Origin of the sequence: Halorhabdus tiamatea SARL4B (genome assembly GCF_000470655.1) — an archaeon.
GTDB classification, from domain to species: domain Archaea; phylum Halobacteriota; class Halobacteria; order Halobacteriales; family Haloarculaceae; genus Halorhabdus; species Halorhabdus tiamatea.
In genome coordinates this window covers 1,307,784-1,321,817 of record NC_021921.1, presented here as the reverse complement: position 1 = coordinate 1,321,817, position 14,034 = coordinate 1,307,784, and the positions used below count along the sequence as shown (strand labels likewise).

The 14,034-nt window shown below is 65.2% G+C and carries 14 protein-coding genes and 1 tRNA gene; 11 read left to right on the top strand and 4 right to left on the bottom strand.

Annotated elements, in window-relative coordinates:
* Window positions 1–45: 45 nt before the first annotated feature.
* Window positions 46–1,296 carry a hypothetical protein gene (locus HTIA_RS06605; protein ID WP_008526237.1) on the bottom strand — a complete coding sequence of 417 codons (1,251 nt, stop codon included), beginning with the start codon at window positions 1,294–1,296 and terminating at the stop codon, window positions 46–48.
* A gap of 230 nt (window positions 1,297–1,526) precedes the next feature.
* On the opposite strand from HTIA_RS06605, the gene HTIA_RS06600 reads away from it, so the two are divergent.
* The 10 genes from HTIA_RS06600 to HTIA_RS06555 all read left to right on the top strand — a co-directional run bounded on the left by HTIA_RS06600 (window position 1,527) and on the right by HTIA_RS06555 (window position 9,198).
* A tRNA-Ser gene (locus HTIA_RS06600) sits at window positions 1,527–1,608 on the top strand.
* A gap of 417 nt (window positions 1,609–2,025) precedes the next feature.
* Window positions 2,026–2,415 (top strand): ferredoxin Fer, encoded by a 390-nt coding sequence (gene fer / locus HTIA_RS06595; RefSeq protein WP_008526239.1) that lies wholly within the window; start codon window positions 2,026–2,028, stop codon window positions 2,413–2,415.
* Window positions 2,416–2,526: 111 nt separating this feature from the next.
* Window positions 2,527–3,552, top strand: coding sequence for an A24 family peptidase (locus HTIA_RS06590; RefSeq protein ID WP_020936173.1), 1,026 nt, complete (start codon window positions 2,527–2,529; stop codon window positions 3,550–3,552).
* 87 nt (window positions 3,553–3,639) lie between these two features.
* Window positions 3,640–4,029 carry a phosphoribosyl-AMP cyclohydrolase gene (gene hisI, locus HTIA_RS06585; protein ID WP_021029301.1) on the top strand — a complete coding sequence of 130 codons (390 nt, stop codon included), beginning with the start codon at window positions 3,640–3,642 and terminating at the stop codon, window positions 4,027–4,029.
* A 7-nt stretch (window positions 4,030–4,036) separates the two neighbouring features.
* Window positions 4,037–5,203, top strand: a complete 1,167-nt coding sequence (locus HTIA_RS06580; RefSeq protein WP_008526245.1) for a DUF7118 family protein — start codon at window positions 4,037–4,039, stop codon at window positions 5,201–5,203.
* Window positions 5,204–5,253: 50 nt separating this feature from the next.
* On the top strand, window positions 5,254–5,829 hold the full coding sequence (locus HTIA_RS06575; protein WP_008526246.1) for a PH domain-containing protein: 576 nt from the start codon (window positions 5,254–5,256) through the stop codon (window positions 5,827–5,829).
* Window positions 5,830–5,904: 75 nt separating this feature from the next.
* Window positions 5,905–6,438, top strand: coding sequence for an orotate phosphoribosyltransferase (pyrE, locus tag HTIA_RS06570; protein ID WP_008526247.1), 534 nt, complete (start codon window positions 5,905–5,907; stop codon window positions 6,436–6,438).
* A gap of 155 nt (window positions 6,439–6,593) precedes the next feature.
* Window positions 6,594–7,340, top strand: coding sequence for a phosphoribosyltransferase family protein (locus HTIA_RS06565; RefSeq protein WP_008526248.1), 747 nt, complete (start codon window positions 6,594–6,596; stop codon window positions 7,338–7,340).
* A 68-nt stretch (window positions 7,341–7,408) separates the two neighbouring features.
* A complete protein-coding gene (locus HTIA_RS06560) occupies window positions 7,409–8,851 on the top strand; it encodes an NCS2 family permease (protein ID WP_008526249.1) in 1,443 nt (480 codons plus the stop codon).
* Between the two features lie 92 nt (window positions 8,852–8,943).
* Window positions 8,944–9,198 carry a glutaredoxin family protein gene (locus HTIA_RS06555; protein ID WP_008526250.1) on the top strand — a complete coding sequence of 85 codons (255 nt, stop codon included), beginning with the start codon at window positions 8,944–8,946 and terminating at the stop codon, window positions 9,196–9,198.
* Between the two features lie 42 nt (window positions 9,199–9,240).
* Here the strand turns inward: HTIA_RS06555 and HTIA_RS06550 are convergent, their stop codons facing one another.
* From HTIA_RS06550 to HTIA_RS06540, 3 genes are all read right to left on the bottom strand, one after another.
* Complete coding sequence (locus HTIA_RS06550; protein ID WP_008526251.1) at window positions 9,241–10,035, bottom strand: HpcH/HpaI aldolase family protein; 795 nt, start codon at window positions 10,033–10,035, stop codon at window positions 9,241–9,243.
* Window positions 10,036–10,121: 86 nt separating this feature from the next.
* Window positions 10,122–11,498 (bottom strand): UDP-N-acetyl glucosamine 2-epimerase, encoded by a 1,377-nt coding sequence (locus tag HTIA_RS06545; protein WP_008526253.1) that lies wholly within the window; start codon window positions 11,496–11,498, stop codon window positions 10,122–10,124.
* Window positions 11,499–11,573: 75 nt separating this feature from the next.
* The gene (locus HTIA_RS06540) at window positions 11,574–12,533 is read right to left on the bottom strand and encodes a transcriptional regulator (RefSeq protein WP_008526254.1); all 960 of its coding nucleotides are present in this window, start codon (window positions 12,531–12,533) and stop codon (window positions 11,574–11,576) included.
* A gap of 180 nt (window positions 12,534–12,713) precedes the next feature.
* On the opposite strand from HTIA_RS06540, the gene HTIA_RS06535 reads away from it, so the two are divergent.
* Window positions 12,714–13,985, top strand: coding sequence for a tRNA(Ile)(2)-agmatinylcytidine synthase (locus tag HTIA_RS06535; RefSeq protein WP_008526256.1), 1,272 nt, complete (start codon window positions 12,714–12,716; stop codon window positions 13,983–13,985).
* Window positions 13,986–14,034 lie beyond the last annotated feature (49 nt).

Below are 14,034 nucleotides of genomic sequence, written 5' to 3'. Positions count from 1 at the left end.
TTCGGCCGTGACGCTGGCTGGGTGCCGTCACGAACGACGCCAGGATCACTCCTCGAACGTGGTGATCTCCGCGAGAGAGTCCCGAAAGGCGCGTAGCTCGGCCAACTCGTCACGGAACGCTTCGAGTTGCGTGTTCAACGCCGCGACCTCCCGGGAGACGTCGGTGACGGTCCGCTCGAGGGTGGCGACGTTCGACTGAACCTCCGCGCCCTCCGTATCGAGTGTCCCCAGTTCGGCCTCGACGGACTCAAGCGTCTCCTCCAGCGTTGAGAGGTTCTCACGTTGCTGGGCGAGATCTCCATCGATCCGCGTGAGCGTCTCCTCGACGTCGTCCGTCCGTCCTTCGACTCGATCGATGGCGTCGTGTATCTTCTCGACCGCCTCGGTATGTTCCTCACTCATTCCCGTCACCCGCCCCTCGAGTGTGTCGACGCGACTATCGATCTCCTCGATTCGCCGGTCGAATGCGTCGACGATGTCGGTCCCGCTCCCGTGCTCGGAGACGATCGGTTCGAGCGCTGTCGCGTACGCCTCGAACTCCGCGACACGGGCGCTGAGGTGATCCAGTCGTACCTCGATATCCCGTGCGGTATCCCCGCCTGGCTCGGCACCTTCGGTTGCCACCGTCCGGTCTGGTGATGGCGACGGAGACCGTCCCGCCGTTGTCGGTGTCGCTTCCCGATCGGTACTCCCCTTCTGGGATGGTTCTTCCCGCTCGTTCGATTCCCGATCTGACGCGTCCGCGTCGTCAGTCGCTGGCGCGGTCGGCTCCGGGTCCGTCCGCGACGGATCGGCCTGGATGGATGGCCTCACGTGGTCTTCGTCGCCACGCTCGATGTTGTCCTGCTCGAACCGGGCTGGTCTGTCCGGATCTGACTCAGATGTCTCGGCGTGATCGATGCCCATCGCGGCCGCTCGACCCGGTTCAGGGTCGGCATCCGCGTCTCTGACCGATAGAATCCGCGGTGGCCCCCACTCGAGATCATCGACTGGTCCGGACACGACGACGCCGTACCGAATCTGACACGAGTCCTCCACCACTTCGTGTCTGATCGAAACGTATTCGTCCGTGATCGTTCCCTCCGCTGGTTCACTTCCCGGTTCGAACGTCGCCCTCCTGACCGGGAGGTGTGCCGGAAATTCCTCGACGACGTGAACCAGGACTGACTCCGCCCGCTCCGATCGGATCTCGATCGATCCCAGCACGCCGTCACCCCGCTCCCGTAGCGACCGCGTCACCGTCACCCCGTTTTTCGAGACGGTGTCGTCGTTCGCTTGTGTGTCAGTTTCACCCACGGCCCGCTCTATAGAGTCAAACGACTCTCAGAAGATAAATGTACTGATTTCCGAGATTATTGATTCTTTTCGACTGATTCGTTGGAGTCGCTTCAGGTATTTTGCCGGCTATCGATTCGTTTGTCGAGTTCGTTTGGGTAGCGGACATATTATATTTGTTTTACAATTTCTCGCGATGTCGATCGAGAGCGAAAACGCTTAACCGCACCGTCACTCATCAGTAGACACGAGCCAGGATGGCCGAACGGTAAGGCGCACGCCTGGAAAGCGTGTTCCCTTTCGGGATTCTGGGTTCAAATCCCAGTCCTGGCGTCTTCTGCCGCGAACACATCGCCGAGAACCGCGTAGCGTGTTCTCGGCCCCCGTGAGCGGCTGTGCGTCTTCGCTGGGATTTGAGCACGCGAGTCGCAGCCCCGGGAGCGCAACGAACGGACGTGAGTGAGCACCCCGGAACGTCTCGCACCTGTTCAAATCCCAGTCCTGGCGTGGACGGCCCGAACTCTGTGAGGGTCGCCGAAGTAGTGAACGGGGAGACCGAGGCGCGAGCGTCACGGCTTTTCGAACGGGAAGCGAAGCGACCCGTGAGAACGGAGCGACCCGTGAGAGCCGCGAACACATCGCCGAGAACCGCGTAGCGCGTTCTCGATTCGCTCAGAAACCGGAAATTATATCCGGAAGATCTATTCCGAACAGCAAAGTTAACAGTCAGGCGTGTGTACCGTGGTCTTGATGCCCACTGTAGAATACCTCAACTACGAAGTGCTGGACGATCACGGCTGGGACATGGACGACGACGACCTCTTCGAGAAGGCCGGCGACGCCGGCCTCGACGAAGGGGATTACGGAACGATCGACGTCGCTGAAGGCGAGTACATTCTCGAGGCCGCCGAGGCCCAGGGCTACGACTGGCCGTTCTCGTGTCGCGCCGGTGCCTGTGCGAACTGCGCCTCGATCGTCAAGGAGGGTGACATCGACATGGACATGCAGCAGATCCTCTCCGACGAGGAGGTCGAGGACAAGGGCGTCCGCCTGACCTGTGTCGGTACCCCTACCGAAGAGGACGTCAAGATAGTTTACAACGCCAAGCACCTGGATTACCTCCAGAACCGCGTCATATAATTCTGCCTCGCCGCTCTGTTCGCGCGCTGGCCCGGATTCCGGGTCGAGCGTCGCCTCTCGCTTCCATAGCAATCCGCAAGGGCTAACACGCCCCTCGGTGTGGCTTGCGGTGTGAACGCCACGCTTCCCGACCTCTTGCGACTGGTGGTGGTGCCCGTCTTCGGATGGGTGGCCTGGCGGGACGTCCGCACGCGCCGGGTCCCGAATCGTACGTGGCTCCCGCTGGCTGTCTTCGGCGTTCTGCTGCTCGCCTGGGACGCGTGGCTGGTCTGGACCGACGGACTGGTCGTCGATCCACGCATCATTGCACCGACGCCGGCCCTGTTCGTCTTCCAGGTCGCGTTCAGCCTCGGGTTGCTGGTTCCGCTCGCGTACGCCTTCTGGTGGATGGGTGGGTTCGGCGGGGCCGACGCGAAGGCGTTGATCGTCCTCGCGATCCTCTTTCCGACCTATCCGACGTATCTCCTCGCGGACATGGCCCTGCCGGCGATCCGCCCATCGTTGGGGGTCTTCGCGCTGACGATCCTCTCGAACGCCGTCCTCGTGGGGCTGGCCTATCCCGTCGCGCTCGCGGTCAGGAACGCCCTCAGGGGGCACGTCGCGAAGGCGATGGTCATCGGTCGCCCCATTCCAGCCGAGCAGACACTCGAGGAGTACGGCCGACTGCTGGAGACGCCCGAGGGGTTCACCCGCCGCGGCCTCGATCTGGACGCGCTCCGGATGTACCTCACCTGGCGTGGCCTCTCACTCGCTTCACTCCGGGCCGATCCCGAATCCTATCGCGATCCGGCGTCGATCCCCGGGGAGCCCAACGACCCCGGCGATGGGTCGATCCCGCCGGACGGTGTGGGGCCGTTCGGCGATACCGACGAGTCGACGCCACAATCTGATGGCGGCGAGCTTGCCGATCCCTGGGGAGCAGACGCCTTTTTCGACGACATCGACCATTCTGCCTACGGAACCACGCCGGCGGAGTTACGCGAGGGACTCGACGTCCTCGCCGAGAGTGACACCGTCTGGATCACCCCCGGGATTCCGTTTCTGGTGCCAATGTTCGGCGGGCTGGTGGTGAGCCTGCTCGTCGGCGACGTCTTGCTCTGGGTGCTCGATCTCGTCGGGATCGCCCCGCTGAGTTGATCGAGGTCGGTTCTTTGATTTCGTGGTCGGTCGGCAACCGTCGCTCGTGACAAAAGGCCTATGCGCGGAGACACCGTCTTCCCGGGTATGACTGCCACTGACGCCCACGACGTCCCCGACGTCGATCTCGATTTCGAGGACAACGAGTACCTCCCGGCGGTCGCCCAGGACGCCGAGTCCGGCGAGGTGCTCATGCTCGCGTACGTGACCCGGGAGGCCCTCGAACGAACACGCGAGACTGGCCTGGCACATTACTACTCGCGGAGTCGCGGGGAACTCTGGCAGAAGGGCGGGACGAGCGGCAACGTCCAGCACGTCGAGGAGGTCCGGGTCGACTGCGACGGTGACGCATTGCTCTATCTGATCGACCAGGAGGGCGGTGCCTGTCACACCGGCTTCCGGTCGTGTTTCTACCGCACGATCGACGGCGAGGTCGTCAGCGAACGGGTGTTCGATCCCGACAATGTCTACGACTGATCGACGAATGAGTACGCAATCGCCTGAACCGGATGCGGACGAGCCGTCCGCCGAGGCACTCGTGACGACCCTCGAACGGGCGGCGACGGCACACGAACAGGCCCTCGAGCGCGTCGAGGCGGCGGGTGAGGCGCGCCTCGAAGAACTCCGGGAGCACTACGAGGAGATGACCGGTCTGCTGGATCGCTACGAGGCCCGGGCAACCAGCGACGGCGAGACGGACGTCGACATGGAGGCGTTCATCGAGTTCCAGGAGGAGATCGCCCGCTTCGTCGAGAATCTCCCGGACGACGTCGATCATCGCGAGGCCTTCGAGACGGTCGACGAGACGATGCACCAGAAGTGGCTGAAGAGTTCGGATTTCGAGACGGCCCGGCAGGCGCTCGACCCGATTGCCGATCTCGTCGAGCGCATCGAGGAACGTGAGCGGACGCGCGAACGCTACCGCGAGGCCCGCCACGACGTCGCGGTTCGCCGGCGCGAACTCGACGGGCGTGTCGACGAACTCGAGGATCTGGTCGCGCTCGGTGACGCCGATCTGGACGCCCCGGTCGAGAACGTACGCGAGCCGATCGAGGCCTACAATCGGGCCATCGCCGAGGCGTTCGACCGCCGCAAGCGCGAGGACTCTGCCCGCGAGCTGCTCGATTTCGTCGAGACGACGACGGCCTACCCGCTGGTCGAGTATCGCCCGCCGCCGCCGGATCTGGTCGCCTACGTGGTCGACAGCGAGGCCGGGACCGAGACGATCCCGACCCTGCTCGAGTACGCCGACTATTCGGTCTCGAAGCTCGAACACTACGTCCCAGCGGCCAGACGACTCAAGCGCAACGTCGCGACCCATCAGACGTATCTGCGACGGCTCGACTCTGGGCCACTCGAGATCTCCTGGCCGCCGCCGGCCGCCGAGACGCTGTGGTGGCGGTGCCGAGAACTGATCGCCGTCGTGAGTCGGATCGCCCCCGAAGACGTCGTGGCGAAACTCCGGGCCGTCCGAGCACTGCCGCGGACGGCCGACTACGAGCGGTTACGCGAGAGTGTCCGGGCCCGCGAGCAGCTCACCGACGCGGAGCGCGAACGCCTCGAACGCGGCGACGTCGAGGCCGAACTTTCGGCGCTTCGGGACGAGCGGGATCACCTCGAAGCGGCCCTCGAGAAATATCCCGAGCGCTGAACAGGGCACGACAGGGTAGTATTAAGCGGTTGGCAGTTCTGGCGGACGGTATGCGACAGCGACACGAGTGGTTCGGTCCCGACGCACTGGCTTCGCTCTATCGGACGTATCTCGTCGGCTCGCTGGTGGTGACGATGGGAATTCCGATCGTCGTGACCCTCCTCGTCGAGGACGCCCCCTGGTTCGTTCCTGCCGGGCTGACTGCGCTCACGATAGGCCTCCTCGCGTTCTTCTGGTGGTGGGCAGGCGCGTACGCTCGTTCGGTCGGGTTCCGGCTGACCGACGACGAGATCGAGTCCCGTGGTGGCGTCTGGTGGCACAGCCAGTCGACCGTCCCCTACTCGCGGATCACGAACGCCGAGACGAAACAGGGACCGATCACCAGGCGCTTTGGCGTCGGCAGCGTCGCCATCCAGACCGCGGGCCAGGGCGCACAGAGCACCGCTGAACTCACGATCCAGGGTGTCGCCGACTACGAAGATCTTCGCGAACAGATCCTCGAATCCGTCCGAGAGGGCGGGGACGAGTACGAACGGACTGGTGAACCGACGACCGGGAGGCCCGACGAAGCGACCCTGGACGCACTTCTCGAAGAAGTCAGGGCCATCCGTCAGCAACTCGAGTGACGGCTTCCCGTTCCACTCGAGCAGACAGCGTCGGATTCCGATGGCTATTACCCCGACCGCAACGCAGACGCCGATATGGCTTCCCAGGAACTCATCGACGCGCTCCGTGACGCCGACGCCGTCCGCTACGGCGAGTTCGAACTCTCCCACGGCGGCACGAGTGACTACTACGTCGACAAGTACGTCTTCGAGACTGACCCCACTTGCCTCCGCTTGATCGCCGAGGAGTTCGCCGCTCGACTCGACGGGACGAAACTCGCCGGCGTCGCGCTGGGCGCGGTCCCGCTGGTGGCCGTCACCAGCGCCGAGACCGACACGCCCTACGTGATCGTCCGCAAACGACAGAAGGACTACGGAACGGCCAACTTGATCGAGGGCGAACTCGACGAGGGTGAGGAAGTCGTCGTCCTGGAGGATATCGCCACGACCGGCCAGAGCGCAATCGACGCCGTGGCGGCCCTTCGGGAGGCCGGTGCGGTCGTCGATCGCGTTCTCGTGGTCGTCGACCGACAGGAGGGGGCCCGCGAGAACCTGGCCGAACACGATATCGAACTCCAGTCGCTGGTGACTGCCGAGGAACTGCTCGCGGACGCCGATCGCGCCGACTGATCGCGGCCAATTGCGCCGACTGAGTGCTGCCGATCGCGCCGACCGATTCTGCCGACTGAGTACCGCCGATCGCGCCGACCGATTCCGCGATACTGTATATATCCTCTGTCACCGCTTTCGAAATATTCACGGTCGTGTCGTGACACGTGGGAGTCATGAAGCGCCTCGAGAAGACTACCCTCCAGTTGCGGGCTGTCTCGGTTCTTCGACGGCTCAAGTCCCGTCGGACGTACGACGAACTTGCCGACGTGACCGGCCTGTCGGCGAGTGACCTCAATCGGTACGTCAACGGCCACGTCCTGCCGGGTGTCGAGCGCGCCCGGGAGATCGTCGACGACCTGGGCCGGGAGACACTCGCCGCCGAGATCGAGTCCCGGATCGACCGTGACGAGGAGGGGTACGTCGACAATACGGCCGTCGTCTTCGACCAGTCGCTGCTGGATCTGGTCGCCGGCGTCGCCGCCGAGACCTTCGAACTCGAGCGTCCCGACGTCGTCCTTACCGCTGCAACCGACGGGATCACGATCGCGGGCGCGATGGCGCGCCACTTCGACGTTCCGGTCGCTTACGCCAAGAAGTCCCGCGAGACCGGCGTCTCCGAGTTCGTAGAGGCGCGCCAGCGACTCACTCCCGGGATCGAGATCACCTACTCGTTGCCCGCGAGTGCGCTCGAAGACGGTGACGACGTCCTGCTGGTCGACGACTTCGTCCGCTCTGGCAACACCCAGGCACTCCTCCTCGAACTCGCCGATCGTGCCGGCGCGACGGTCTCCGGCGTCTTCACGCTGATCGCCGTCGGCGAGGACGGACTCGCTTCGGTCCGGCAGTCGACTGACGCTCCTGTCGTCGCGTTCACGACGCTTTCGGACGCCGGCGAGCCGGAAGGGTATCCACGAACGTGAATACCAATTCCGGAAGTTTATAAAACATTAAGTCGCTTCTGTGCAAGGTAGTCGAATGTGGTAGACACATGGCGGTAACAGACACACTCGCCGAGTACTTTGGATTCGAGGAGCACGGGACGGACCTCCAGACCGAGATCCTCGCGGGGATCACGACGTTCCTCGCGATGAGTTACATCGTGGTCGTCAACGCCGACATTCTGACGGCGTATCCGGAGGACAACGTTCCCGGTGGCATCGCCATCCCGGGGTACACGCCGGATCAGGTCTTTCAGATGCTCGCGGTCATCACGATCCTGGCGTCGATCGTTGCCCTGCTCGTGATGGCGTTCTATGCCAATCTCCCGTTCGGGTTGGCACCCGGACTCGGGTTGAACGCCTTCTTCTCGATCACTGTCGTGGGCGTGCTGGGCGTGCCGTGGCAGACGGCGCTGGCTGCGATCTTCGTCGAGGGGATCGTCTTCGTCCTCCTCACGCTGGTCGGCGCGCGCAAGTACGTCATCAGACTGTTTCCGGAACCGGTCAAACGGGGGGTCGGCACCGGGATCGGACTGTTCCTCGCGATCATCGGGTTGCAGGCGATGGGGATCGTCGTCGACGACCCGGCGACGCTGGTCACGCTCGGGGAGGTCGCCCAGAGTCCCGTCGCCGTCCTGTCGGTCCTGGGCCTGTTTTTCACCTTCGGGCTGTACGCTCGGGGGATCCGTGGCTCGATCATCCTCGGCATCGTCACGACGACGCTCGCCGGGATCGCCCTGACGTTCGCCGGGGTCGTCGATACGGGAATCTTGGCCGGCAACTTCGTCCAGAGCGGGGCGTTCGTGCCCGCGAACTTCACCGGCGCGCAGTACGACATTTCGCCACTCGTCGGGGCGTTCGCCGACGGGTTCGGCCAGGTCGACGGGTTCGCGTTCGCGTTGATCGTCTTCACGTTCTTCTTCGTCGACTTCTTCGACACCGCGGGGACGCTCGTCGGCGTCGGCCAGGCCGGTGGCTTCCTCGACGAGGACGGCAACTTCCCGGACATCGACAAGCCGCTGATGGCCGACGCCGTCGGGACGACCGCCGGCGCAATTCTGGGGACCTCGACGGTGACGACGTTCGTCGAGTCCGCGACCGGCGTCGAGGAGGGCGGCCGGACCGGTATGACTGCCCTCGTCATCAGCGTGCTGTTCCTGGTCTCGCTGATCTTCGTGCCACTCGCGACTGCCGTCCCACAGTTCGCCTCCCACATCGCGCTGGTCATCGTCGCCGTCCTGATGCTCCGGAACGTGACCGAGATCCAGTGGGACGACTTCGCTCACGCGACGGCCGGGGGGCTGACCATCATCGTGATGCCGTTGACGTACTCGATCGCGTACGGGATCGCGGCCGGGATCGTCTCCTTCCCGATTTTGAAGACTGCACAGGGCGAGTTCGACGACGTCCGTCTCGGGCAGTGGGTGCTCGCCGGCGCGTTCGTACTGTACTTCGTCGTCCGGACTGGCGGCGTCCTGCAGGGCGCACTCTGATCGAGGTTCGCACTGCGACTCTTCGTCATAGCTCGCGGTAGCCCTCGTTGGGACCGTCGCGCTCTTGTAGTCGCCAGTCGTGTACAGGACTGATGAGCACGATCGAACTCTACGAACTCACTGGCTGTCCGTTCTGTGCGAAAGTCCGGCAGAAACTTGAGGACCTCGGCCTCGAATACGAATCTCACGAGGTTCCAGCGAGCAAGCGTGCCCGCGAGGAAGTCAAAGAGATCAGCGGCCAGACGGGCGTCCCTGTCTTGGTCGACGAGGACCACGGGATCGAGGGGATGCCCGAGAGCGACGACATCGTCGAATACTTAGAAGAGACCTACGGTAGCGGCGCCTGATTCCGCCGGGGGCGTTTCGCACAGTGCTTCAGGAGCGACGGCCTACGAGCGGCCGTCCTCGAAGTCTTCGAGCCACTTCGAGACCACCTGGTTCAGTGCACCGGTCGTGCTCCCGAGGTTGAGGAGCTGGTAGCCCGCCTCGGCCTTCTCGGCCACGTCGTCCATGCCGAACCCGAGTCCAGCGACTGGCACGTCCGCCTCGAGTGCCTTCGAACGGACCGTCTCGACGGCCTCCTGGACGTCCGGATGGTCGATCTCGCCGGGGTGGCCAAGCGAGACCGAGAGGTCGAACGGCCCGATGAACACGAAGCCGAGTTCCGGGACTGCGAGGATATCGTCGATGTTCTCGACGGCGGCCGCGGTCTCGATCGTCGTCCCGACCAGCGTCTGCTCGTCCTCGGTCGTGACGTACTCGGCAGCCGTTCCCCAGCGACTGGCCCGCGGGGCCGCCAGCCCGCGATCGCCGGGGTCGCCGTCGTAGCGGAAGCGACCGGATCGCACCGCCGCCTCGACCGCCGCCGCGGTCTCGACCCGCGGGAGGAAGACGTTCCGGACGCCGAGATCCAGTGCCTTGCGGACGAGCGTCGGGTCGGTATCGGGCAGTCGGACGAGCAACTCCACGCCAGTCCGTTCGCCGGCCCGCAACAGGTTCTCGATACGGCCGCCGTCCCAGGGATCCGGGCCGCCGTGTTCGAGATCCAGCCAGACGAAGTCGACGCCGAGGTCGCCGTAGAACTCCACGAGCCGGGGGCTGTACGCGCTATCGAGAACGCCGAGGGCGACGCCGCCGTCATCGAGCGTGGCCGCGAGGTCGTTGGTGGGCTGGGTGACTCCCATACACATTTATGTCGGCCCAACTGGATAAGGTTCGGGGCCACCCGGGGCCAAATCCACGGTCGCGAGGGGTCGATCGCCGCCGTCGCTTAGAGGTACTCGAAGTCCTGATCGCTCGTCGAGAAGCCGACGCGGTCGTGGGCCCAGTCGAACGTCGACGCCTCGCGCTTCTCCTGGAGGAACTCCACGATCGACTCGCCGACGTTGCCGCCGTAGAGGTTCGGCCCGGTCTGGATCTCCTCGCGGACGGCGTCGGTCTCGGCGACGTACTCGATCATCTCGGTGACGTACTCGCCGTCGACGGGCGGGACGAGGAGGTTCGTCTTCGCCTCGAAGACCGTCTCCGGGCGGTCGGTGTTGAACCGCGCCGTCAGGCAGATCGCCTCGTCGATGTAGTTGAGTTCCTCCTGCATGCTGCCGGAGTCGGTGAACTCCGCGAAACACTGCCCCGAGGTGAGAAACTCGTAGACGTGGGCGTGTTTCTTCCAGAGGCCGGTAAAGAGGAAGTTCTCCCGATTCTCGTCGAGTTCGAGCAGTTTCTCGCGATAGCCGTACTCTTTGAGGGCCTGTTCGGTCGCGGTCAGCTCGACGAAGTTGACGTTGTAGCCGGCCTCGACCAGGCCGATGACGCCCTCGACGATGGCTTCGAACCGGTCGGGAAGCAGGTTCGCCCGGCGGTGGATGTCCACCCGGATCCAGTCGTCGCGCTCCTCGAGGACGGGATAGATGTCGAAGATGCTCTCTTCGAGATCGGCGTCGCGCTTCATCTCGATGGCGTCGACGACGCTGTTGCCGACCACGGGAATGCGCTGCTCGCCGTCGACGTCGGCGGGGTAGCCCTCGTTTTCGAGATGTTCGCGGTTGAGTGAAACGGGGGCGAACTGATAGATCGAGCCAGCGGAGCCGACGAAGGTGTCGTACTGCTCGGGGAAGGGTTCGGCGCGGTTGATCGACCACTCGCCCGACCACTGGGCCTCGACGAAGGCCTCGGGGTCGGCGTGATTCTCGAAGTCCGGGGACATTCCCCGAAGGCCGGCCTCGTTGTGGGCGACGGCCTGGTTGGTGGCGAACAGCCAGGCCTGGGGGACGATCCCGGCAGCGTGGGTGTCGCCGTGAACGATCGGCAGGACCGTGGTATCGGGCCAGTTCTCGGCGAGGTGGTCGGTCAACTCGTCGATCCGGCGGTGGACCTGCGCGGTCTTCTCCGAGAGGCTGCCGCGGATCGAGAGGTCGACGGCGACGCGGTCCTCGATGCCGTACTCGGCGAGGCCGTGGCCGAGGACGTCGTCGTAGTGCTGGCCGGTGTGGAGGACGAACGTGGGGACGCCGGCCTCGCGGGCGGCCGTCACGACGGGGGCCTGTTTGTAGAAGTCGGGCTTGGTCGCCGTCACGACCGCGAGGACGAACCCGCCGGCGTCCATCTGGCGGGCGAGGCGGTCGTCGTAGATCGTCAGGTCGCCGGGCATACGACCCTCTGGGAGAACCAGCGGGTAGTGCGTTCCGGTTCGTCTTGGCGACCGAGTAAATCGGCTGTCGCGGTGTCAGGCGGGCTCCTCGCCTCGCTCGCGGATCAATTCCCGGAGGTCCTCGGCGACCTCGATGTCGTCCATCTCGCTCTCCTCGACGAGCGCCGTCCCCTCCAGGGAGTCTCTGGTCGCGCGTTCGACGACGTAGACCGATCGGGTCCGGGTGACTCGACCCACGGAGGCCATGATCCGGGCGCGCTTTCTGGCGGCCTCGTTGAGCTCGGAGTGGCCCGTGAAGACGCGGTCCTCCACGCCCTCGTTCTCGCTGACGGTCTTGAAGGGTGCGCGGTTGGTCGGGTGGACGTCGAACCCGACGCGGGTCAACACCGTCACGATCCGTTCGTCGTCGGGATCGACCTCGGGTTCTTCGGGCATCGAGTCGTCCTCGCGGACGTCTTCGCCCTCCTCGAGGACGTTGACCGGCGACGTGAGTGGCTCCTCGAAGAGGTCGTCGAGTGCGGCGGCCACCTCGACGCTTGCGTCCATCCCGTTCTCGTACTTCGAGACGGTCCGTCGGGAGACGCCGAGTTCGTTGGCGAGTTTGCCCAGACTCCAGTCGCGCTCCTCGCGGGCGTCGGCGAGCACGTCGCTGTCGATGTTGACGTACAGCCCGCCCGGTGCGGCGTAGATGAGCGGCGGGACGCCCTCGAGGAAGTAGTCCATCGCGGTGTCCGGGCTGAAGACGGGGACGCCGTGACGGAAGTAGACGACGCCCGGTTTGAGTTCCTCGTCGCGCGTCCGGAGGCCGATCACCAGCGGTGTCGCGTTCAGATACTCCCCGAGGCGTCGCATCTCCGCGCCGGTGACGCCGTCGAAGGCGTCGATGTTGCCGAGGATCTTCACTAAAATAGTGTCCTCGCCCCGGCGAGCCGCGACGTCGAAACTCTTGGGCCGAATCGCACACCGGTCGCTGACGAGGAACCCGGCGTCCTCGAGCATGGCGATGACGTTGCCGACCAGTGCCGATCGTGACATAGATTCGCTACTATATGTAATGTGATCCTGCTATAAATGCGTTCCGCCGGTCTAAGACGGCGTCTTCTCCCGTTTTTCGCATTTGAACTAGAGTTGCTCGACGCCCTCGCCCCGACGTGCGCTTGCGGACTCGCCCCGTCAGCCGAAACCCGTTAGTTCCCCGGTCGGGTACGCTCGACCGTGACAGTCATCGGCCTCGACGACACGGACTCCCGGGAGGCGGGGATGTGCACCACGTACCTCGCGGCCCGGATCGCCGACCGACTGGCGGCTGCGGACGACTGGACGGTCGATCGGCGACTGCTCGTCCGGCTGAACCCCGCCGTCGAGCACAAGACCCGGGGCAACGCCGCCCTGTCGATCCACACCGATGCCCCCGTCGATGTTGCCCGAGAAATCGTCCGCGCGGAACTCCCGCTGGCCGAGACCGACGACCCACGCACGAACCCCGGCGTCGTCCTCACAGACGAATCGGCGGTAGAGATCCCCGAAGCCGTCGTCGAGTTCGCCCGCGAGGCCGTCCGGGACTTCCACGACGTCGCCGACGCCCGCGAGTTGATCGAGCGCTTCGGGTACGACACTCTGGAGGCGGGCAACGGCCGTGGGTTGATCGGCGCGCTCGCCGCACTCGGGGCCTGGGTGGCCTTCGAGGAGTGGACGTACGAGCACATTTCGTATCGCGAACCCGAGCGTCGGGGGACGCCCCGCGAGGTCGACGCCGAGTCCGTTTTCGCGGCCGCCGAGGCGGGTTACCCAGCCGCCTGGGACACCGTCGACGGCGGCGAGGACGAACTCGTTTGCGTCCCGCACGCACCGGGTCCGATCCTCCACGGCATCCGCGGCGACGCCTCTGCCGTTGTTCGCGAGGTCGCCGCCGGCATCGAGAGCGAACCGATCGAACGAACCTCGCTGTTCGTCACCAACCAGGGGACCGACGCCCACCTGCGCGAGGGGACGCTCGGAATAGTCCGGGACGGCCGAGCCTACCGGGTGACCGGAACCGTAACCGAACCGCCCGAGACCCGCGAGGGCGGCCACGTCTTTCTCACGGTCGCCGGCGAAGGTGGCGAGGAATTGCCCTGCGCCGCCTTCGAGCCGACCAAGCGCTTTCGCGACCGGGTTCGCGCGCTCCGGGTCGGTGATCGCGTCACCGTCGGTGGCGAAGTCGGCGACGGCACGCTCAAACTCGAGAAGTTCGCCGTCCGGGATCTCGTCCGGGCCGAGCGCGTCACGCCGACCTGCCCCGACTGCGGTCGGACGATGGAGAGCGCCGGCCGGGACCAGGGGTATCGCTGCCGGGAGTGTGGCACGACGACCGCCGGGAAAGCCGAGCGGGAGATCGACCGCGATCTGGAGGTGGGGTGGTACGAGGTGCCGCCGTGTGCCCGCCGCCACATCGCCAAACCACTCGTCAGAGGTGGGTTCGACGCACCCGTCCATCCCGAGCGGTGACCGGTAGCGGACCGAGCTCTACCCGTTCCAGTCTCGGCCCCATCCGATG